The sequence below is a fragment of the Pseudarthrobacter phenanthrenivorans genome, assembly GCF_000813845.1.
Lineage (GTDB): Bacteria > Actinomycetota > Actinomycetes > Actinomycetales > Micrococcaceae > Arthrobacter > Arthrobacter phenanthrenivorans_B.
Genome location: NZ_JWTB01000035.1, coordinates 1 through 20,435, shown reverse-complemented (window position 1 = coordinate 20,435; position 20,435 = coordinate 1). Strand labels below are relative to the sequence as shown.

Annotated in this window: 17 protein-coding genes; 5 read left to right on the top strand and 12 right to left on the bottom strand. The window is 66.6% G+C overall.

Annotation, left to right across the window (positions count from 1 at the left end; genetic code table 11):
* Positions 1–86: 86 nt before the first annotated feature.
* The 4 genes from RM50_RS16985 to RM50_RS16970 form a co-directional block, all read right to left on the bottom strand.
* The gene (locus tag RM50_RS16985) at positions 87–1,649 is read right to left on the bottom strand and encodes an APC family permease (RefSeq protein ID WP_052260318.1); all 1,563 of its coding nucleotides are present in this window, start codon (positions 1,647–1,649) and stop codon (positions 87–89) included.
* 147 nt (positions 1,650–1,796) lie between these two features.
* A complete protein-coding gene (locus RM50_RS16980) occupies positions 1,797–3,452 on the bottom strand; it encodes a GMC family oxidoreductase (RefSeq protein ID WP_043455048.1) in 1,656 nt (551 codons plus the stop codon).
* A complete protein-coding gene (locus RM50_RS16975) occupies positions 3,453–4,991 on the bottom strand; it encodes an aldehyde dehydrogenase family protein (RefSeq protein WP_043455047.1) in 1,539 nt (512 codons plus the stop codon). It lies immediately after the preceding gene.
* A 116-nt stretch (positions 4,992–5,107) separates the two neighbouring features.
* Positions 5,108–5,716, bottom strand: a complete 609-nt coding sequence (locus tag RM50_RS16970) for a TetR/AcrR family transcriptional regulator (RefSeq protein WP_043455046.1) — start codon at positions 5,714–5,716, stop codon at positions 5,108–5,110.
* Between the two features lie 146 nt (positions 5,717–5,862).
* Here RM50_RS16970 and RM50_RS16965 point away from each other — a divergent pair, with 146 nt between their 5' ends.
* The gene (locus RM50_RS16965; protein ID WP_043455045.1) at positions 5,863–6,051 is read left to right on the top strand and encodes a hypothetical protein; all 189 of its coding nucleotides are present in this window, start codon (positions 5,863–5,865) and stop codon (positions 6,049–6,051) included.
* Between the two features lie 71 nt (positions 6,052–6,122).
* Here RM50_RS16965 and RM50_RS16960 read toward each other — a convergent pair whose 3' ends face one another.
* Positions 6,123–7,100: an ABC transporter substrate-binding protein gene (locus tag RM50_RS16960; RefSeq protein ID WP_043455044.1), complete on the bottom strand. Its 978-nt coding sequence runs from the start codon at positions 7,098–7,100 to the stop codon at positions 6,123–6,125.
* Positions 7,101–7,414: 314 nt separating this feature from the next.
* Between RM50_RS16960 and RM50_RS16955 the strand changes: the two genes are divergently transcribed.
* Positions 7,415–9,457 carry a PxKF domain-containing protein gene (locus tag RM50_RS16955; protein ID WP_156133906.1) on the top strand — a complete coding sequence of 681 codons (2,043 nt, stop codon included), beginning with the start codon at positions 7,415–7,417 and terminating at the stop codon, positions 9,455–9,457.
* A gap of 97 nt (positions 9,458–9,554) precedes the next feature.
* Here the strand turns inward: RM50_RS16955 and RM50_RS16950 are convergent, their stop codons facing one another.
* Positions 9,555–10,253 carry a type 1 glutamine amidotransferase domain-containing protein gene (locus tag RM50_RS16950; RefSeq protein WP_043455040.1) on the bottom strand — a complete coding sequence of 233 codons (699 nt, stop codon included), beginning with the start codon at positions 10,251–10,253 and terminating at the stop codon, positions 9,555–9,557.
* A gap of 37 nt (positions 10,254–10,290) precedes the next feature.
* On the bottom strand, positions 10,291–11,163 hold the full coding sequence (locus RM50_RS16945; RefSeq protein ID WP_043455037.1) for an aldo/keto reductase: 873 nt from the start codon (positions 11,161–11,163) through the stop codon (positions 10,291–10,293).
* 138 nt (positions 11,164–11,301) lie between these two features.
* Between RM50_RS16945 and RM50_RS16940 the strand changes: the two genes are divergently transcribed.
* Both RM50_RS16940 and RM50_RS16935 read left to right on the top strand, forming a co-directional pair.
* Complete coding sequence (locus tag RM50_RS16940; RefSeq protein ID WP_043455035.1) at positions 11,302–12,294, top strand: LLM class flavin-dependent oxidoreductase; 993 nt, start codon at positions 11,302–11,304, stop codon at positions 12,292–12,294.
* 2 nt (positions 12,295–12,296) lie between these two features.
* Positions 12,297–13,760, top strand: coding sequence for an MFS transporter (locus RM50_RS16935; protein WP_043455033.1), 1,464 nt, complete (start codon positions 12,297–12,299; stop codon positions 13,758–13,760).
* 64 nt (positions 13,761–13,824) lie between these two features.
* Here RM50_RS16935 and RM50_RS16930 read toward each other — a convergent pair whose 3' ends face one another.
* The 5 genes from RM50_RS16930 to RM50_RS16910 all read right to left on the bottom strand — a co-directional run bounded on the left by RM50_RS16930 (position 13,825) and on the right by RM50_RS16910 (position 18,643).
* Positions 13,825–14,925: a D-TA family PLP-dependent enzyme gene (locus RM50_RS16930; RefSeq protein WP_043455030.1), complete on the bottom strand. Its 1,101-nt coding sequence runs from the start codon at positions 14,923–14,925 to the stop codon at positions 13,825–13,827.
* Between the two features lie 27 nt (positions 14,926–14,952).
* Positions 14,953–16,086 carry an FAD-dependent oxidoreductase gene (locus RM50_RS16925; protein ID WP_043455029.1) on the bottom strand — a complete coding sequence of 378 codons (1,134 nt, stop codon included), beginning with the start codon at positions 16,084–16,086 and terminating at the stop codon, positions 14,953–14,955.
* 58 nt (positions 16,087–16,144) lie between these two features.
* The gene (locus tag RM50_RS16920; RefSeq protein WP_043455028.1) at positions 16,145–17,071 is read right to left on the bottom strand and encodes an AEC family transporter; all 927 of its coding nucleotides are present in this window, start codon (positions 17,069–17,071) and stop codon (positions 16,145–16,147) included.
* Between the two features lie 69 nt (positions 17,072–17,140).
* Positions 17,141–17,566, bottom strand: a complete 426-nt coding sequence (gene panD / locus RM50_RS16915) for an aspartate 1-decarboxylase (protein WP_205622296.1) — start codon at positions 17,564–17,566, stop codon at positions 17,141–17,143.
* 162 nt (positions 17,567–17,728) lie between these two features.
* Positions 17,729–18,643: a LysR substrate-binding domain-containing protein gene (locus tag RM50_RS16910; protein WP_043455026.1), complete on the bottom strand. Its 915-nt coding sequence runs from the start codon at positions 18,641–18,643 to the stop codon at positions 17,729–17,731.
* A gap of 156 nt (positions 18,644–18,799) precedes the next feature.
* On the opposite strand from RM50_RS16910, the gene RM50_RS16905 reads away from it, so the two are divergent.
* A complete protein-coding gene (locus RM50_RS16905) occupies positions 18,800–20,263 on the top strand; it encodes an amino acid permease (RefSeq protein ID WP_043455025.1) in 1,464 nt (487 codons plus the stop codon).
* Positions 20,264–20,435: the final 172 nt, after the last annotated feature.

Here is a 20,435-nt window from a genome sequence, read left to right as displayed (position 1 = left end):
GCCGACGGCGGCACTCGCGTGAGTGCCGGCGTCGGCCCCTTCCTCTGAAATGCGCTGCTGCAGCGGACCCTGCTGCAGCAGCAGCCCTATTGCACCTGCACGTCCACCAGCTGGTGATCCCCCGGAGCGTCAGCCGTGGCACGCGAGGACGGGTGGGCGGCCACGGCGGCGGCATGCTCGGCCAGCACACCGGTCTGGTGGCGGATCTTCAGCCGGTACAGCAGCGCCCCGCCGGCGGTGACGGCGGCAACGAACAGGACGCCGCCCCACTGCAGGTACCACTCGAACGGCGGCACCGAGTTGTAGATCTCCGGCCGGGGCCAGATCAGGTTTACCGTCATGGCCCCGCCCCACACCACGGCAAGGATGTTCACCGGGAGGCCCCACTTGCCCATCGAGAACCCGGGCTCGGAACCGTCGTCCGCCAGCGGCCACTTCTTCAGGAAGCGTTTGCGCAGCAGCGGGACCGTGACCAGGAGGTAGGACAGGTAGATCAGCACGATGCTGATGCTGGACAGGATGGTGAAGATGGCCGGCTGCATCACGTTGACCAGCAGCGGGATGACGGCCATGATGCCGATGACGATCGCCGCCACGGTGGGGGTCCGGCGCACCGGGTCCACCTTGCCCAGCTGGCGGCTGAACGGCAGGTTGTTGTCGCGGGCCATGGCGAACATCATCCGGATCGCTGCCGCGTGGACCGCCAGGGTGCAGACCACCACGGCCACCACGATGCAGGCCAGGAAGGCCTTGCCGAAGGGCCCGCCCAGGACGGAGAGCACGATGTGCTGCAGCCCGCCGTCGGCAGCCCCCACCTGGGGATCGCTCAGGTCCGGGGCCGCCAGGATGCCGAACAGCAGGATCAGCCCGCCCAGCAGGAACGATGCCGTGACGGCGCGCAGGATGGCCTTGGGCGCGGTGCGCTTGGGGTCCTTGGTTTCCTCGCCCAGCGAGCTGGCGGTATCGAACCCGTACATGACGTAGCCGGAGGCCATGGCGCCGATGAGGAAGACGCCGAAGAAGCCAAGGTCGTTGCCTTCGCCGAAGCCGTTGGTCTGGAAGAAGACCTCCGGGCCGCGCACCACGTGCCAGCCGAGGGCGAGGATCAGCAGCACGGCCGCGATCAGCTCCACGAAGACCCCGATGCTGTTGATCCGGGTCATCAGCTTCACGCCGAACGCGTTGATCAGGGTGGAGATGGTGATCATGATCGTGGCCAGCACCACGCCGTTCATGGCGAAGTCGTACGGGCCGGTGCCGTCACCGACGAACTGGAAGCCGGACCAGAGCTGCGGCAGGGTGATCTGCAGGGCCAGCGCCACCGAGCCCAGCGCCATGATGGAGGAGAGCAGCAGCAGCCAGCCGGCCAGCCAGGACGAGGTTCCGGAGGCCAGCCGCTTGGCCCAGTTGTAGACGGAGCCGGCGACGGGGTAGCGGCCGGCCAGTTCGGCGAAACAGAGGGCCACCATCAGCTGGCCGACGAACACGATGGGCCAGGACCAGGCGTACGCCGGGCCGGCCATGGAAAAACCGAAGTAGAACAGTTGGAAAACACCGGTGAGGATGGAGATGTAGCTGACACCCGCGGCGAAGCTGGCAAACTTGCCGATGCTTCGGTCGAGGGTCTGGGTGTAGCCGAATTCGTCCATGCCGCTTGAATCAATACTCTTGCTGGGTTCCAATATGGACTCCTGGGTCAGAAAGCACGATGGGACCGGCCGCCCTGGGGTGCGGCGCAATAACGCTTGCGGAGGGCCGTCGCTGTTGGGGAATGCGGCCCCCTCAAAACCTGCCGCTTAGGCCAGGGACGTGGTGAGCTCCTTTTCTTCCCGGGCGTCTGCGGCGGTGTGGCCCGCGCCGGTGTGGTCTGCCCGGATGAGGTCGGCGCAGCGCTCGCCGATCATCATGACGGTGATGTTGGGGTTGACGGTAACGTGCTCGGGCATGACGGACGCATCGGCCACCCGGAGTCCGGTGACGCCCTTGACCCGGAGCTCCGGATCCAACGGCGACATGTCGTCGTCGTACGCTCCCATCCGGACGGTGCCCACCGGGTGGTAGACGGTGTTGTGGGTCTTGCGGATGTAGTCCTGCAGTTCCTCATCCGTCTGCGCCTCGATGCCGGGCGAGAGTTCGCGGCCGGTCCATTCCGCCAGGGCGGGCTGTGCGGCGATTTCGCGGGCCTTGCGGATGCCGGCCACCATGACGCGCATGTCGTGGCCCTCGGGATCGGTGAAGTAGCGCGGGTCCACCATGGGCTTATCGCGGAAGTCGCGGCTCCGCAGCCTTACTGTCCCGCGGGAGCGGGCGTGGGTGACGTTGGGAGTGAGGCTGAAGCCGTTTTCGGTGGTGGGGTAGCCGTGCCGCAGGGTGTTCATGTCGAAGGGGACGGAACCGTAGTGCATCATCAGGTCGGGGCGGTCCAGGCCCTCTTCGGTGGGGGTGAAGATCCCGATCTCCCACCATTGCGTTGAGGTCTGCACCATGGGCTGCCTGGCCTCGAACTGGACCACGCCTTCGGGGTGGTCCTGCAGGTGTTCGCCCACGCCGGGGGAGTCCACCAGGACCTCGATGCCGTGCTGGGCCAGGTGTGCTGCCGGGCCGATCCCGGACAGCATGAGCAGCTTGGGGGAGTCGATGGCGCCGGTGGACACAATGACTTCCCGGTGCGCGGTGAGCCGGTGGGTGCGGCCGAATGCCGAGTCCACCACGTCCACTCCGGTGCAGCGCTTGTCCGCGTCGAACACCAGCTGGCGGGCGCGCAGGCCGGTCAGCAGGGTGAAGTTGGGGCGGTCCACGATGGGGTGGATGTAGGAGACGGAGCTGGAGGCGCGGGTGCCGTCCGCCCGGCGGTTGATCTGGAAGAAGTTGGCGCCGTTGACCACCGTGGTTCCGGTGTTGAACTTCGCCCGGGGGATGCCTGCCTGTTCACAGGCGTCCAAAAGGGCGACGCCGGCAGGATCCGCCGGGGGCACGTTCATCAGGTGCACGGGGCCCGAGTCGCCGTGGTGCGGAGCGTCCGGGCCGGCGTCCTCGTTGGTTTCCAGCCGCTTGTACAGCGGCCAGGCCGCATCGGCGTTCCAGCCGGCGGCGCCGTACTTGGACTCCCATTCGTCCAGGTCTTCGCGGGGCGCCCAGAAGGCGATGCAGGAGTTGTGGCTGGAACAGCCGCCCATGACCTTGGCGCGGGCGTGGCGCATGAAGGAGTTGCCGTTCTCCTGCGGTTCGATGGGGTAGTCCCAGTCGTAGCCGGATTCCAGCAGTTCCATCCAGCGGTCCAGCTGCAGGATCTCGGGGATATTGCGGTCGTCCGGGCCCGCCTCGACCAGGGCCACGGTGACGTCCGGGTCCTCGCTCAGCCGGGCGGCGACGGCGGCGCCGGCGGACCCGCCGCCAATGACGAGGTAATCGAAGGAGCGCTCGCTGAGCTGCTCGATGTTGTCGACGTGCATCTAGTTCTCCTTGCCGTGGTCAGCGAACCAGCCGGTGACCTGGGGGCTGGTGTTCTGGTAGATGTGCTTGGCTTCCTGGTATTCGGCCAGGCCGGTGGGGCCCAGCTCGCGGCCGACGCCGGACTGGCCGAAGCCGCCCCACTCGGCCTGGGGAAGGTAGGGGTGGTAGTCGTTGATCCAGATGGTGCCGTGCCGCAGCCGGGATGCCACGCGCTGGGCCTTGCCGGCGTCCTGGGTCCAGACGGCGCCGGCGAGCCCGTAGATAGTGTCGTTCGCCGTGGCCACGGCCTCGTCCTCGGTGCGGAACGTTTCCACGGTGACCACGGGGCCGAATGCCTCGTCAACCACCACGGACATGCCCCGCTGCACGCGGTCCAAAATGGTCGGCTGGTAGTAGAACCCGGCGTCGTACTTCTCTCCGGATGGTGCCATGCCGCCCGTGCGCAGCCGCGCGCCTTCCTCGATGCCGCGCTGGACGTAGGCGTGGACCTTGTCCCGATGCGCGGCGGAGATCAGCGGGCCGGTTTCGGCGGCGTCCTCGAACGGTCCGCCGATGCGGATGCCCTCGGCGCGGCGGACCAGCTCGTCCACGAAGCGTTCGGCAATGGATTCCTCCACCAGCAGGCGGGCACCTGCCGAGCAGACCTGGCCGGAGTGGACGAAGGCGCCGTTGAGGGCGTTGTCCACGGCGGCGTCGAAGTCAGCGTCGGCGAAAATGACGTTGGGGTTTTTGCCGCCCAGTTCCAGCGCCACCTTCTTGACGGTGGCTGCGGCGGCGGCGGCGATCCGCTTGCCGGTTTCCAGGCCGCCGGTGAAGGAAACGAGGTCGACGGCGGGATGTTCCGAGAGCGGTGCGCCCGCCTCGGCACCTGGTCCGGTGACCAGGTTGGCCACGCCGGCCGGCAGGCCGAGGTCGTGCAGCAGCTGCATGGCCAGAATGCTGGTGGACGGGGTCAGTTCGGAGGGCTTTACGACAAAGGTGCAGCCGGCGGCCAGTGCGGGGGCGATCTTCCACGCAGCCTGGAGCAGCGGGTAGTTCCACGGGGTGATCAGTCCGCAGACGCCCACGGGTTCGTAGACGATCCTGCTGGCAACGTCCGGGTTCCCGGCGTCGACCACGCGTCCTGCCTGCTGCCCGGCGAGCCTGCCGAAATACTCAAAGCAGGCGGCGACGTCGTCCATGTCGATGCGGCTTTCGATGATCCGCTTTCCGGTATCAAGCGATTCGGCGCGGGCGAACTCTTCCCGGCGTTCGCGCAGGCCGGCTGCGACCTTCAGGAGGAACGTGCCGCGCTCCGGTGCCGGGACTGAGGACCAGCTGCCGGAGTCGAAGGCGCTGCGGGCTGCGGCGATGGCGCGTTCGGCGTCTTCCCGGCCGGCCTCCGACACCAGGGCCACCAGCCCGCCGTCTGCGGGGTTCCTGATTTCGCGTACGGCGCCCGATGCCGCCGACTCCCACTTGCCGTTGATGAAGAGGGAGGAAGCGGTGGCGGTTTCGGCCTTCGGGCTGCCGTCCTGTACTGCTGTGGCGTAAGTCATACCGAGGACAGTAACGCACCTTGAACGAGTGTTCAATACTTTTCTTGAACACTCGTTCAATGCTACGCAGCACTGCCCCCGTTATGCGGCGGGTGCCCTCAGTCCAGGCTGGGTTCCTAGGAGGTTCCGGTGTTGCCCGGAACCGGTGCGAAGGCGATCTCCTCCGTACGGGCGATGCTGCGCTGGGTGGCGGCGCGGTCCACGCCGAGGAGGGCGGTCAACCACATGCCGTTTTGGATGACGACGATATCGGCGGCCCTATCCCTGCATGCTTTCCAAGGGAGCTCAGGAATCGCATTGGACACCAGTGTGGCGAGCCCGTCCAGGTACCGGTCGAAGGCCGCTGCGTTGATCTGGGCGTAATCCTCGTCAGCCCGGGCCAGGGCCCACAGGTGCAGTCGCAGTGACAGGTAGCGGGTGGTCAGCAAATCTGCGCCTGCCACCCGGCGCAGTGCTTGGCGCAGTTGTTCGTCCGGAGCCAGTGCCGGGTCCTGGGCCACCAGCAGGAGGTCGTGCTCATCCACCCGGCGCAGCGCGGCCCGGATGAGGGTGGTCTTGTCGTCGTAGTAGTAGTTGACCAGGCCCAGCGCCACGCCCGCTTCCCGGGCCACGGCCCGCATGCTCACGCCCGAAATGCCGTGGCGGGACAGCAGGTCCATCGCCGCCTCGAGAATGCGTGTCTGCCTGTCCATCTGTTCGCCGGAGTTCACGGCACTGGTCCCCATCTGGCCAGACTATTGCCTAAGGGGCCGGGAGCGCACTTTCACGCCGGAGCCGGCCGGACCCCACGGCGCAGCTGATAATCTGGAAAAGGCCTCGAGCAGAGTTGGGCTTCCATGCCCCCAAGGATTTAACGTTCGGCCGGAGAAAGATGGAAAGCGCAAGCCTGATAGCCCTCTTTTTTGCCGGAGCCATGGGCCCAGCCAGGAGCGCACAGCCCAACGCCCCGCAAATCATCGAAAAACCCACCCGCCTGTCGGCTGCCGTGCTGGCCGCCAGGAGCCGGACCGCCACCTTCCTGCACCGCATGGCCTGGGCGGTTGAACCAGGCCCCCGCTGACGCAGGAGAGCCCCCGCCCAGGCACCATCAGTTGGTGTGCCCGGGCGGGGGCTCATTCGTCGGCAGGCCGCCTACTTCTTAGGCAGGCCTGCCGGGTTCAGTTCGGACTTCTGGACTGCCTCGGACGAGAGGCCCCAGCGGTCCAGGATCCTGGCATAGGTGCCGTCCTCGATCAGGTGGTTCAGGGCAGCCTGGGCCGCCGCCGCAAGGCCGTTGCCTTTTTTGGTGGTGAAGGCGATCTGCGCCGTCAAAGGCCAGCCGCCGTTCAGCGTGCCCACCTGCTTCGTCTTTCCGTCCTGCGCCGCCTTGTAAGCGGCAGCCGCGTTCGGGCCGAAGGTCAGGTCCGCACGGCCTGACTGAAGGGCCAGGCCCGAGGCGGAGTCGTCGTCGTAATACTGGAACTCGACCGGCGCCAAACCGTTCTTCCTGTTCTCCTCGTCCCAGCGCACCAGGATGGCTTCCTGGTTGGTGCCGGAGCCCACGATGATCTTCTTGCCGGCCACATCCTTGGCTTCCTTGATGTCGCCGATGCCGGAATCACTCTTGGCGTAGAAGCCCAGCAGGTCGTTGCGGTAGGTGGCGAAGTCGAACTTCTCCTTCCGCGCCTCGGTGACGGTCACGTTGGACAGCACGGCCTCGTACTTGGCCGATTCGATGCCCAGCGGCCAGTCGGCCCATGCGACGGGAAGGACCTCCACCTGGAGGCCGAGAGATTCACCCACTGCGTAGGCGATATCCACCTCGCTGCCGATCAGGGTCTTGTTGTCCGTGGCGAACAGGCTCAGCGGCGCCGCGCCGCCGGTGGTCACCACGGTCAGTTTGCCGTCAGCCTTGATGGCTTCCGGGACCAGCGCCGCTGCGGCGGGATCGGTTGAGACTTTGAAGCGGTCCTGCTCCGGGGAGAGGTTGAAGGTCTTGCCGGCGGAGTTGGCAGCGGACGACGACGGTGCTGTCGCCGCCGAAGCGCCGGGATCCGAGCAGGCAGCCAGCCCCAGCAGTGCTGAGACGGCAAGGGCCACGACGGCGGCGGGCCTGGTGGTGATGGTCATGGTTCCTCCTTGGAGGGGTGGGGGTGGTGCGGCGGATTGTGCGCGTTGCTGCAACTATCCGGCAGCCGCCGACGGCGAATCAAAGGGCCCGAAACGCTGGGATACAGGGAGTAACGGCCGTTAACCGGAGGACCGCGGCGGTCATATTCGGGTCCGCGTGGGCCCGCGGGGAGGTGCGTCACGGTTCCAGCAGAAAACGAGTACCCGGGCGAAAAAGACAGGTGGTGACTACGCGTGTTCTCCGCCCATGCCGACTCATACGGTGAAGTACGTTGCGGCCCGGGTGGGCCGCAGGCAAATGAGGGAGGCAACACATGAATCACTCGCCAGGCGGGAAAACTACTGCTGGGGGAACAGGCCTGCTCAGGCGAACCAGCACCAGGACAGCGGCGGCAGTCGCTGCGGGAAGCCTGCTGCTTGCGGGCGGCGGGGTGGCGTTCGCGGACGACATCTACAACAAACTCGACGCCACCATTGACTCGGTGGCGGAGATCATGCCACTCAACGCGGGCGGTGCCAGCGGCAGCACCATTCTGGCGGTAGACCCCACCAACGATGTCAAAAACGGCTGCAACCTGACCGGGTCAACAACGCTGACCCTTGACCTGGTGTCCAGCAATCCAGCCGTCGCCACGGTTTCACCCTCCAGGGTCACCTTCGACTCCTGTGGCGCCGAGCGGACCCTGACCGTAACCCCCGTGGGTGCTGGTTCGGCCACGGTAAGCGCCAGGCAAGTCAGCAACAACACCGATGGCACTTTCAACCTTGCACCGGCCACGTTCACCGTCAACGTGGCAGCGCCGGCGCCGTCCAACACGGCACCCAAGCTCAATATCACCGGCGTCACCGCTGGCGCCTCGTACACGAAGGGGGCCGTCCCGACAGCAATCTGCGAAGTAACCGACGCCGAGGACGGACACATTACGTTCGGTGCTGATATGGGTTCCATTTCCGGTCCGGATGGGGCCACGGGTGTCGGTTCCCAGACGGCTTCCTGCGGCTACACCGACAAGGGTGGCCTCACCGCTACAAGCTCTGTCACCTACGCGATCACTGACGGATCGGCACCCAGCATCGATTACACCCTCTCGCCCGCCAACCCCGACGGCTTGAACGGCTGGTACAAGAGCCCGGTGGCCCTCCACTGGATAGTCACCGAAGCTGACTCGCCCAGCACACTGAAGCTGACCGGCTGCGAGGACCAAACCATTTCCGCCGACCAGGTGGCGACTGACTACAGCTGCTCCGCCACCAGTTCCGGTGGAACGGCCGCTCCTGTAACCGTCAACCTGGGCAAGGACGCGACAGCCCCAACCGTAGCGGCCAACGGCGGGACGGGCACCCGTGGGAGCAACAACTGGTACACCTCCGACGTCGAAGCCTCCTTCACCGGCACCGACGCCACCTCGGGACTGCTGGCAGCAGCCCAGACGGTGACCTCTTCAGGTGAGGGTGCCGCTGTAAAGGTTGATAGCCCAGCGTTCACGGACATTGCGGGCAACACCACCACCGCAGGGGCGGCGTCGCAGATCTTCAAGATCGACAAAACTGCACCTGAGGTTAGCTTTACCGGCGCAACAGGAACCCAGGGCGCTGACGGGTGGTACCGCAGCGACGTCGTTGCCACGTTTACCGGCACCGACCTGGTCTCCGGCCCCGCCACGCCCACGCAAAGTGTCACTTCGTCCGGCCAAGGCGCTGACGTGAAGGTCGAAAGCCCGGCCTTCAGCGACAACGCCGGCAACACTACGCCTGCGGGAGCGGCACGGCAGACCTTCAAGATCGACCTGACACCTCCCACGGTGACCTTCGACTCTGTGGTCGCGGACAGCTACTTTGGCTCCACCGCCGCAAAGCCCACCTGCACCGCCTCCGATGCCCTGGCCGGGGTCAGCGGCAGCTGCACGGTCGACGGCTACGACACCAAGACCGGGACGCACACCCTGACGGCCACTGCCACGGACCTTGCAGGCAACAGCACCACGGTGACCCAGTCCTACACGGTGAAGGCCTGGACCCTGAAGGGTTTCTACCAGCCGATCGACATGAACGGGGTGGTGAACACCGTCAAGAATGGCAGCACGGTACCGGCGAAATTCGAGATCTTTGCCGGTGATACCGAGCTGACGGATCCGAGTCTGGCCAAGTTCACTACCCAAAAGGTGACATGCTCGCTCCTGAGCCTGGTGGACGATATCGAAACCACCACCACGGGCAACACGTCGCTGCGGTACGACGCCACTTCCGGCCAGTTCATCTACAACTGGAAGACGCCCGCCACGGCCGGCAGCTGCTACACGCTGACCATGACGGCGAACGACGGCAGCTCCATCAGTGCGAACTTCAAGCTGAAGTAGCGCTTCCGGGCCGGCGCCCAACGACGTGCGCCGCAAGGAGGGGACCAGCTCATGGCGAACTGGTCCCCTCTGTCATTGCCTCAGAAACTGGTGCTGACTACCCCAGGGCAGCCAGCACTTCCTTGGCCACGTCCTCGCTCGACTGCGGGTTCTGCCCGGTGATGAGGTTGCCATCCCGCACCACGTTGGAGGACCACGCCGCGCCGTTCTCCACAACGGCGCCCTTCTCCTTCAGCGCATCCTCCACCAGCCACGGCGTGTTCTCCCCGGTCCCGCCTCCCAGCTCCTCCTCGTTGGTGAAGACCGTCAGGCGCCGGCCCTTGAAAGCGAACCCGCCGTCGTCGTCCGTTGCGCTCAGCAGCCCCGCCGGACCGTGGCAGAACGGCGCAATGATCTTGCCGTCCCTGTTGGCCGCCACCAGGAGCCGGCCAAGGTGGGCGTCCTGGTAGAGGTCGGCCATGGGGCCGTGCCCGCCGGGCATCACCACGGCGTCATAGGCGGAAACGTCGACGTCGGCCAGGACCAGCGGGTGCGACAGCTCGCCGTCGATCTTGGCCAGGTAGTCCTTGAAGCCCTGCGCACGTTCCCCGCCGCCGGCGGACTCGGGCGCCAGGCTCACCTGGTCAACAGTGGGCTTCCGCCCGCCGGGGGTGGCGATGTGGACCGTGTTGCCGGCTTCCATCAGGGTCTGGTGTGACACCACCAGTTCCTCCGCCCAGTAGCCGGTGGGGTGCTCGCTGCCGTCCTTCATGGTGAGGGAATCGGCGGCCGATACGACCATCAGGATGTTTGCCATGGTGTAGCTCCTGTCCTCGTTCTTGGTTGGCGTGTTTTTACTTGCCGGCCGCTTCAAGCTCGGCGTACGTGTCGTCGTCGAGCGTGATCCCGGCGGCGGCCATGTTCTCTTCAAGGTGCTGCACGGAGCCGGTGCCCGGGATGGGCATCATGACGGGGGACCGGCGCAGCAGCCAGGCCAGTGCCACCTGGGAGGTGGTGGCGCCCAGGCGCTTGGCGGCTTCGTCCAGCGGGCCGCCCGGCTGGGCCAGCTCGCCCGCGGAAATCGGCGCCCACGGGATGAACCCGATCCCGTTCTCCTCCGAGTAGCGCAGAACGTCCTCGGAACTGCGGTCGGTCAGGTTGTAGCGGTTCTGGACGGTGGACACGGTGAAGTGCTTTCCGGCCGCCTCAAGCTCCGCCACGCTGACCTGTGACAGACCCAGTGCGCGGACCTTGCCTTCGTCCTGGAGTTCGCGCAGCACCCCAAACTGTTCCTCGGCGTCCACCTTGGGGTCGATCCGGTGCAGCTGCAGCAGGTCCAGGGTGTCCACCTTCAGCTTGCGCAGGCTCAGCTCCGTCTGCTGGCGCAGGTATTCCGGCCGGCCCACGGGAATCCACTTGTTGGGGCCCGTGCGCGTGAAGCCCACCTTCGTGGCGATCTTCAGCCCCTCCCGGTACGGGTGCAAGGCCTCGGCGATGATTTCCTCGCTGATGTTGGGGCCATAGGAGTCAGCGGTGTCAATGAAGTCCACGCCGAGTTCGACGGCGCGGCGCAGCACGGCCACGGCGGCCTGGCGGTCTGCGGGCTCACCCCAGACACCGTCACCGACGATGCGCATGGCACCGAAACCGAGCCTGTGCACGGTTCCCAGATCCTTCAGGTCAATCGTTGCGGACAGTTCCAGCTGGTTCGTTGAATCATGGCTCATAGGGGCGGCAACCTCATCAGTGTGCTGAGTATTCCGGAGATCACGAAATAAGCCGGGGACCGCCGTCGTTATGCATCAAGTGCCGCCGTGCTCCGGCCGGCGCCCCTTACGAAACGTTCCTGAAAGGCCGCAACCGACGTGACTCTTCCCCTCTCCATCCTTGACCTGGCAACCATCGGCAAAGGCCAGACGGCGGCGGAGAGCCTGGCGGGCAGCGTGGCCATGGCGCAAAGCGCCGAGAAGCTGGGCTACCGCCGCGTCTGGTACGCCGAGCACCACAACATGTCCTCCATCGCTTCCTCCGCCACCAGCGTGCTGATCGCGCACGTGGCCGCGCACAGCGAAAGCATCCGGCTGGGGGCCGGCGGCATCATGCTGCCCAACCATTCCCCGCTGACCATTGCCGAACAGTTCGGCACCCTGGAAACCCTGCACCCGGGCCGGATCGACCTTGGCCTGGGCCGGGCCCCAGGCAGCGACCAGAACACCATGCGCGCCCTGCGCCGCGACCCGATGTCCGCGGACAGCTTCCCGCAGGACGTCCTGGAACTGCAGGGCTACCTGACCGGCCCCACCCGCATCCAGGGCGTCGAGGCCACCCCGGGCAAGGGGACCAACGTGCCGCTGTACATCCTGGGCTCGTCCCTGTTCGGCGCCCGGCTGGCCGCGCAGCTGGGCCTGCCGTACGCCTTCGCCTCACACTTTGCCCCTGCCGCGCTGCAGGACGCCGTGGCCATCTACCGCAGCGAATTCAAGCCCTCCGCCCAGCTGGACGCGCCCCACGTTATTGCGGGCGTCAACGTCATCGCCGCCGATTCCGCAGCAGACGCCCAGGAGATGCTGCAGGCCACCAAGCGCGCCCGCGTCTCACTGTTCTTCGGCGGCGGAACCCGCGAATTCACCGATGACGAGGCGGACATGATCCTCGACTCGCCGCAGGGACGGCACATGGCACAGATGATGACCTACTCGGCCGTGGGCACCCCGGACATGGTCATCGACTACCTGGACAGCTTCGGCAAGCACGCCGACGCCGACGAACTCATCGTGGCGCACCAGAGCCCCGGCACCGCGGCACGGCTGCGCTCCGTCGAACTGCTGGCCGAGGCCGCCGGACTGGTGCGGGTCTGACCATGGCGAACGCAAAAGACGGCGTAGGCTTCCGGTCCGAGCGGGGACCAATCCTCATTGCCCTGATGCTGTCCACCGGCCTGGTGGCCATCGACTCGACCATCGTGGCCACGGCCGTCCCGTCGATCGTCCGTGACGTGGGGGGCTTCTCGTCCTTCCCCTGGCTGTTCTCGGCGTACCTGCTGGCGCAGGCAGTGTCCGTGCCCATCTACGGCAAGCTCTCCGACATGGCAGGCCGCAAACCCATCATCCTCACCGGGATCGGGCTGTTCCTGCTCGGTTCCGTGCTGTGCGGGGTGGCGTGGAGCATGCCTTCGCTGATCGCTTTCCGCGCCCTGCAGGGGCTCGGCGCCGGCGCGGTACTGCCGGTGTCCGTCACCATCGCCGGGGACATCTACACCCTGCAGGAGCGGGCCAAGGTCCAGGGCTACCTGGCCAGCGTCTGGGCCGTCTCCTCCGTGGTGGGTCCCAGCCTGGGCGGCATCTTCTCCGCCCTGGGCATCTGGCGCGGCATCTTCCTGGTCAACGTCCCGCTCTGCCTGCTGGCCGGGTGGATGCTGGTCCGCACCCTTCACGAAAACGTGGAACGGGCCACGCACAAGGTGGACTACGCCGGCGCCGTGCTGCTCGCCGGGTCGCTGGGCCTGCTGATCCTTGGCGCCCTGCAGGGTGGCCAGGCGTGGGCATGGAACTCGTCCATCAGCATTGGCGTCTTTGCTGTCGGGGCCGTGCTGCTTGTTGCGTTCCTGCTGGTGGAGCGCCGGGCAGCGGAGCCCATCCTGCCCTCCTGGGTGGTGTCCCGCCGCCTGTTGGCCACCACCGCGCTGGTGTCCTTCGGCGTCGGAGCGATGATGATCGGGCTCACCTCCTACGTTCCCACCTTCCTGGAAGGCGCCCTTTCCTCCTCGCCGCTGGTCGCGGGCCTGGCGCTCGCCGCCCTCACCCTCGGCTGGCCGCTCAGCGCCTCGCAGGCCGGGAAGTTCTACCTGCGGATCGGGTTCAAGTCCACCGCCCTGATCGGCATTGCCGTCGCGGTGGCGGGCCTGCTGATCCTGTCCCTGACGGCCGCTTCTCCCAACGTGGCGCTCATCGCGGTCAGCTGCTTCGTCGTCGGGCTTGGCCTGGGCCTGCTGGCCACCCCCACCCTGATCTCCGCCCAGTCCAGCGTTCCCTGGCACGAACGCGGGGTGGTGACCAGCACCAACATGTTCGCCCGGTCCATCGGCAGCGCCCTGGGCGTGGCCGTGTTCGGTGCCGTGGCCAACTCCATCTATGGCGGCAGCAGCGGCGGCGACGCCGATCCCGCCACTGTGATCAACGCGTCCGGTGCCGTGTTCCTGGCCGCGCTGGTGGCCGGCCTGCTCACGGTGGCAGCGGTGCTGTCCATGCCTGCGGTGAAGGCCGAAGACAGCGGCAATTCCGACGCGGAGCCCGTGCCCACCCAGGCGGACGGCAGCTCCAGCTAGGCTGCCGCCGGCGGAGATGTTCCTGCAGACAAGCCCTCAGGGCGAATGTGTGTTTTCTTCCCCGCTATTTGTTTTTTCCGCGTGCGGCTACGCGCCAGCGGTCCACGATTTTGCCGCTGGCGACGACAGTGATGTCGTCAACGAGATTCACGGCCACGCAGACGTGGTTCGGTATTACCCGTAACCGCTCTCCGAGAGGCGGGAGCTCTGCATCTGGTGGCCAGACCACGGTCGCGTGATGTTCCGAGAGCGCGGTGATGCGTGCTTCGGGATAGTCGAGCAGCCGTCCATAGCCGGTGGCCCACGCAGGTCGGTCGCCGCCCAGGATCTTGCTGCCAGAGTCCAGGACGATCCTTCGCGGTATGACGTCGTCGCCCTCATGCCGGCTTACCACTGTTGCGGCGACGGTCAGCGCGATGTCTTCAGGGGCGCATCGTTCCAGTTCCAGTTGCTGGGCATCATTGAAGACATAAACTCCTGGCCGGACCTCGGTGGCTACGGAATCACCGGTGAGAGTGGCGGTGGGAGTTGAACCGCCGCTGCGATGCAGGATTTCAAATCCTGCTTGCGTGAGCAGGTCCGAGGCCTGGCTGAGGGCCATCCGTTCTTCTTCGGTTGCTTTCAGGGGCATCCCGGGGGCGTAGCTGTGGCCCGGGAAGGTGAAGACGCCTCTGACCCTCAGACCGGCGCGTGCCGCGGCGTGGGCCACGCCAACGACGGCACCTGGGGCGATTCCGCTTCGGTGATGGCCGCTGTCGATTTCCAGCAGCACGTCAAAGTCGCCGGCTGCGTCATCCAGGGACGCTCCCATGGCTTCGGCGGCCTCCCGTGAATCCAGTCCCACTGAGATCTTTGTGGTGGCAGCAAGCCGGCGCAGGCGTTCGGCTTGACGGGGACCGACCCAGATGGGGTAAGCGATGAAGATGTCGGTAGCTCCGTGTTCTGCAAAGACTTCAGCCTCCCCGAGGGTCGCTACAGTGATGCCGACTGCACCGGCCGCCAGCTGCAGTTGCGCGATTTCGGGCACCTTGTGGGTTTTCACGTGGGGTCGGAGGTTCAAACCTTTCGCGTGGACGGCAGCGGCCATGCGGTCGATGTTCCGCTGGAGCACATCCCGGTCGACCAGGATCTCCGGAGTGTCGACTTCTTCCGGGATTGTCATCATGGGTTCTCTTTCTCTAGGTCAGTGCCCCTAGCGGGACGCCCGGAAGATCGACGGCGCGGGCCTGGTTCCGGTGGCGAGATCGGCAAGGATGCGCCCAATCACCGGCGTGAACTTGAAGCCGTGGCCGGAGAAGCCTGCGCCGATCACCACCGGCCCTATCCGGTCCAGGATGAAGTCCTCGTCCGGGGTGGTGGTATAGGTGCAGCTGATGGCCTCGAAGGAATCGGGATCGACGCCGGGCAGCCACTGCCGTGCGTAGTCCTGCAGCGCCGCGAGCTGTTTCGGTTCCGGCAGGAAGTCCCGGTGGTCCGGGTCCACCACCGGACCCACGCCGTGCCAGCCGGCCTTGATGCCCTCGCCGGGGGTCTGCATTCCATAGACGGGGGAGTACCAGCCCTGGTAGTCCCGGCCCGGGTAGTGGTTGAAGCCGGGCCACACCGCACCCGGGTCCGCCACCCGGAAATGCGCCGGCTGCTCCTGGGTCACCCGGAGTTTCGGGATCCGGAACTCAGTACCCGTCCGATTCAAAGCTCCGGACAGCAGCTTCTCCGTCCAGCCGCCCGCCGTCACCACGGCCTGGGCCGCGGTGACCACCTCCGTGCCCGCGGCCGATTCAAGCGTCAGCCGCACGCCGTCGTCGAACACCTCGAAGCCCGCCACCTTGGTGTGGTGCCTGATGTCGGCGCCCCGGGCCGCGGCAAGCCGCTGGAACGCCGGCAGTGCGGCCTCCGGGTTGAGCTGGCCGCCGTCGGGCATGTGCAGGACCTGCTGGTCGAACCGGATCCCGCGCCAGCGTTCGCCGGCCTCGGCCGGGACCACGAACTCTGCGCGGATGCCGGCGGCGGTGAGCGCCTCGAAGACCTTCGGCAGGTCCCCGCCCGGGCCGTGGGTGACGACGCCGGTCCGGGCCAGCAACTGCGCGCCGCTTTCCTGTTCCAGTTCCTCCCACAGCGCCAGCCCCTCGGCCAGCATGGCGACATAGTCGGGCTGGTGGTAACCGGGGTTCAGGTTGCGGGTTGCGCCGTGGGACGCCCCGATCTTGTGCGCGGGGCCGAACTGCTCCACCAGCGTCACCTCGCGGCCGCGGCGGGACAGCGCCCACGCTGCGGCGGAGCCCATGGCTCCGCCGCCAATCACCACGGTATCCAACACGGTATTCATCAGCCCTCCAGGGTTAGTGCTGCCATCAGGTTCAGTTTTGCCAGCTGCGCCGGCGGCGTCAGGCCAGCAAGAGCGCGACGCCGATCATCGCCGGTACGGCCACCACGGTGGTGATCAGCACGGTGTCCTTGGCCACGGTCAGCCCGGTCTGGTACCTGCTGGCGGCCACGAAGACATTCTGCGCGGTGGGCAGGGCGGAGGTCACCACTACGGCGAACAGCGCGTGGCCGTCCATTCCCAGCGCGAAGCGGGCGAAGACGTAGGCCAGTGCCGGCTGGACGGCCAGCTTGAAGCCGCTGGCCAGCAGGGTGTCCGTCCGCCGGCCCGCCGACGCCTGCAGCGGCCTGGTCCCGTTCAGGCTCATGCCGAACGCGATCAGCATGGCGGGGATGGCCGCTCCGCCAATCAGGTGGATGGGCTCCATGACCAGCGCCGGAACCTGGAAGCCGGTGCCGGCCACCAGCAGCCCCAGGCCGGACCCCACGATCATGGGGTTGCGCAGGATCATCAGGAAGAACCCGATCACGGTGGTGCGGTGCGTGCTGGTGCTGGAGTCCAGGATCATCAGGAACATTGGCGTGAAGAACGCCAGTTGGAAGATGAGCAGCGGAGCCACGTAGCTCGCGTCCCCCAGGACATATACCGCAATGGGAATACCCAGGTTCGCGGAGTTTGCCAGGGACGCGGACATGGCTGACATCAGGGACTCGGGGAGTGCCCGCTTCAGCCCGAACCTGGCGATGGTGAAGAAGATGGCCGCGGTGGTGATGGCAGCCATGGCGGTGACCAGCAGGGGCTCGGCGAACACTTCCTGCAGGCGGGCTTTGCTGAGGGTTTCAAAAAGGAGGGCGGGGCTGGCCACGAAAAACGTGAGGCCGCTGAGCACCGGCCTCGCGTTGTCGCCCAGGATCTTCCGCCGGCCCACGAACCATCCCACGAGGATGATGCACCAGACCACGAAGAAGCCCGCCAGCACCCCTAGCAAGGGTCAGCCTGGTGGCACGGGCGGGCCTTTTGGGCGCGGCGGAGGGAGGGGCCGGGACACACGCTCCGGTTACAGGGTGGCGTTGTTAAGCGCGAAAGGGGGGCGCATCATGCCGGGTGTCAGGCCCTCCGCAGGATCGTTGCCCAGCTGGATGATCCGGTTGTCCTGGTCCACGTGGACCACCCGCGGCTGATAGGCCTTGGCTTCTTCGGTGGTCATCTGCGCGTAGGTGATCAGGATGACGATGTCGTTCTCGTGCATGAGGTGCGCCGCTGCACCGTTGATGCCGATGACGCCGGAACCGCGCTCGCCGGCGATGGTGTAGGTCTCAAGCCGTGCGCCGTTGGTGACATCCACAATGGACACCAGCTCGCCGGGCAGGATGTCGGCGGCCTCAAGCAGGTCGAGGTCAACGGTGACCGAACCTACGTAGTGCAGGTCGGCGTGCGTCACCGTGGCCCGGTGGATTTTGGACTTGAACATTGTTCGATTCATAACGGCTCCAGTCTAGACCTGCGGCCCCTGGGCCGCAGTGACGCAGGAAACACTGCGGTCACGTACGGGCGCGGTGACGGGAGGATTCGGCGGGCAGGGGCAGCACCTGCGCACCAAGTGCTGCCTGGCCGCGCAGTAAAGGACACGGACGACGGCGGCCGCTCACCCGGCGTCGTCCCTTGCCACTGCCGCGGCGGCCGCAGCAAGGGTCTCCCTGGCAGCCAGGATGGCCGGGCGCTGCGCGCTGGAGCGGCGCACCGAGGTGAAGATGGTCCGGTGCGGCTTGCCGGGAAGCTCCAGCAACTGCGCCGTGGTGCCGCGGCCGGTCCACACGAGGTCCGGCATCAGCGCCACCGCGTTGCCGGACTCGATCAGCCGGGCCTGGGCCTGGAGGTCGGCGGTTTCGAACCGGACATCCGGCTCGAAACCGGCACTGCGGCACGCCTGCTCCGCCCAGTGCCTGGACGCCGCACCCCGGGGTTCCATGACCCATGCCAGCTCTGCCGTGTCCTCAATCCCGCGGATGGCCGGCCCGCCCCCAGCCGCCGGGGGAACGGCCAGGCGGATGGCGTCGGTGGTCAGCTTCACCCGGTCCAGCTCGGGGTAGCGGGGGGCGGCGTGCCCGGGATACTGCTCCGCAATCACCAGGTCGAAGTCGCGGGCCCAGGTTTCGTGCAGCGCCGTTTCCGGTTCGCGCTGGATCATCTCGATCCGCACCTCGGGGTAGGTGGCGGCCATCCGGGTCAGCGTGTCCGGCATAAGCGCCAGCGCCGCCGACTGGAACACGGCGATCCGCACGGTGCCGGTCACGGTGGTCAGGGACGCGGCCAGGTCCGCCTCGGCCTGCTCCATCGTTTCCAGCAGCTGTGCCGTGTGGGCCACCAGCACCTCGGCCTGCGGCGTCAGCTGCACCCGGCGCCCCGTCTTCCGGAGCAGTTCCACGCCCACTTCCTTCTCCAGGAGGGCCAGCTGCTGCGATACCGACGACGGGCTGTACTGCAGTGCCTCGGCCACCTCCGCGAGCGTCCCCCGGATGCTTAACTCGCGGAGCAGGCGGAGCCGGCGGACGTCAAGCATGATGGATTCCTAACTGAAACTAACGAATATAGGTTAGAAGTAGTCACTTTATCTAACGCAACCACGCACGCATACTGTTGAAACCGAGTTACCCCCGTCACAGCCAGTTTCCTTGGCGTGCCGCGGCGGGGTCGCACCCCCAAGCAGGAGTTCCGGATGAGCAGTAAAGACATGAGCCAATCGATTATGCGGCGAAAGCCCATCGATGACATTGAAGAAGAGAACAAGCACAGCGGGCTGTTCAAGTCGCTCGGGCTGTGGCAGCTCACCGCCATCGGCGTTGGCGGCATCATCGGCGTCGGCATCTTCTCCCTCGCGGGACTGGTGGCCGCCGGCAGCGAAGGAAACCCGGGAGTGGGGCCCGCGGTACTGATTTCCTTCCTCATCGCAGGCCTCGCCTCGGCGGCGGCGGCCCTGTCCTACGCGGAATTCGCGGGCATGATCCCGCGTGCGGGCTCCGCCTACACCTACGGCTACGTGGCCCTCGGCGAGGTGATCGGCTGGTTCATCGGCTGGGACCTGCTGCTGGAATACATCGCCATCGTGGCTGTGGTGGCCATCGGCATCTCCGGCTACCTTGACGCCTTCCTTGCGGGCATCGGCATCCATATGCCGGCCTGGATGACCTCAACCGTCGACGAAGGCAAGGGCGGGATCGTCAACATCCCCGCCATCCTGGTCTGCCTCCTGGTCACCTGGATCCTCTCCCGCGGCACCAAGGCCTTCGGCAGGTTCGAGCTCGTGGCCGTGGCCATCAAGGTGGTCCTGATCCTCTTCATCATCGGACTGGGCGTCTTCTACATCGACACCAACAACTACAACCCGTTCATGCCCAGCGGCTTTGGCCCCGTGGTTGCCGGCTCCGCCACCGTGTTCTTCGCCGTGTTCGGCTACGACGCCATGAGTACCGCGGCCGAGGAAGCCAAGGACGGCAAGAAGCACATGCCCAAGGCCATCGTGCTGTCACTCATCATCGCCATGCTGCTGTACGTCGCCGCCACCCTGGTCCTGACCGGCATGCAGAACTACAAGGACATCGACCCCAAGGCGGGCTTCGCCTCAGCGTTCACCTCGGTGGGCCTGCCCGTGATTGCCACCATCATTTCGGTGTTCGCGGTGCTGTCCATCCTCACCGTGATGCTGACCTTCCTGCTCGGTGTCACCCGGGTCTGGTTCTCCATGAGCCGCGACGGCCTGCTCCCCGGCTGGTTCTCCAAGACCGACCGCCACGGGACCCCGCAGCGCGTCACCTGGATCGGCGGCGTGGCCTCCGCCTTCCTGGCCGGCGTCTTCCCCATCAAGGCGGTCGCGGACCTGACGAATATCGGCATCCTGGCCGCGTTCGTCGTCGTCTGCCTGTCCGTGATCATCTTCCGCTACAAGCGGCCGGACGCTCCGCGCACCTTCCGACTGCCCCTGATGCCGTTCATCCCGGCGTTCGGCGTCCTGGCGTCTGCCTTCCTGATGCTGCAGCTGCACTGGGAGACCTGGCTGCGGTTCGTCGTGTGGCTCATCATCGGCCTTGCCATTTACTTCGGCTACGGCCGCAAGCACTCGCTGATGAACCCGAACAGCCCCCGCCACCAGGAGCTTGCAGAGCTGCACCGCCCGCTCTCCTGACCTCTCCCCGGACGCGCCATCACGTTCTGCCCGTTTTCCCCCAACGCCCCATCACGTTCTGCCCGCTTTCCCCCAACGCGCCATCAGGTAATGCGGCGTCTTGCTGAACCCTCTCCCACATTCCGTGGGGGAGGGTTCGTTGCTTTCGGGCGGAGGTGATGGGGCGTTGGCG